The organism is Oleiphilus sp. HI0043 (assembly GCF_001634935.1).
Genome location: NZ_LWEY01001694.1, coordinates 1 through 650, shown reverse-complemented (window position 1 = coordinate 650; position 650 = coordinate 1). Strand labels below are relative to the sequence as shown.

The window sequence follows — 650 nt, the reverse complement described above, 5'->3', positions numbered from 1 at the left end:
TAAAGTAAATTGGCCAAAAAGGGTTGATAGAATGAGCCAACAATTCAGCATTAGCGAACTGTCTCGCGAGTTCGATGTCACCACCAGAACCATACGCTTTTATGAAGCAGAGGGACTTCTGCACCCTACCCGAAAGGGACAAACGCGAATTTATTCAGATGCCGACAGAGTCACACTAAAACTGATTATTCGAGGCAAACGCCTTGGTTTATCGCTTGCCGAGTCAAAAGAACTCATTCAGTTGTACGACCCAAGTGGTGCAAACCAAGTTCAATTACGACGCCTGCTCGATAAAATTAATGAGCGCAGACAAGTCTTAAAGCAACAGGTTGAAGATATTCGTGTTATGCAGCTCGAACTTGATGAAGCCGAGTCTCGGTGCATAGACGCGATAAATAAACAAAAGACATAAACAATCTCTTACCGAATAAATAGAAATGTGAGGCCAACCATGCAATTACTAAATTTTGATTTGTGTGAAACCAATGACATGCTCAGAGACCAGGTCTCTAACTTCGTCGCAAGTGAGATTACGCCCATCGCTGCAAAGACCGATAGTGATAACGAGTTCCCTAACGAGCTTTGGCCTAAACTTGGTGAAATGGGTCTATTGGGCATGACCGTACCGGAAGAGTTTGGCGGCACAAACA

Annotated in this window: 2 protein-coding genes; both read left to right on the top strand. The window is 44.0% G+C overall.

What is annotated here, in order from left to right:
- Window positions 1-31: 31 nt before the first annotated feature.
- Window positions 32-412, top strand: a complete 381-nt coding sequence (locus A3729_RS25860; protein ID WP_068511073.1) for a MerR family DNA-binding transcriptional regulator — start codon at window positions 32-34, stop codon at window positions 410-412.
- Between the two features lie 39 nt (window positions 413-451).
- On the top strand, window positions 452-650 hold a 199-nt coding region (locus A3729_RS25855; RefSeq protein ID WP_197476100.1), incomplete at its 3' end, for an acyl-CoA dehydrogenase family protein.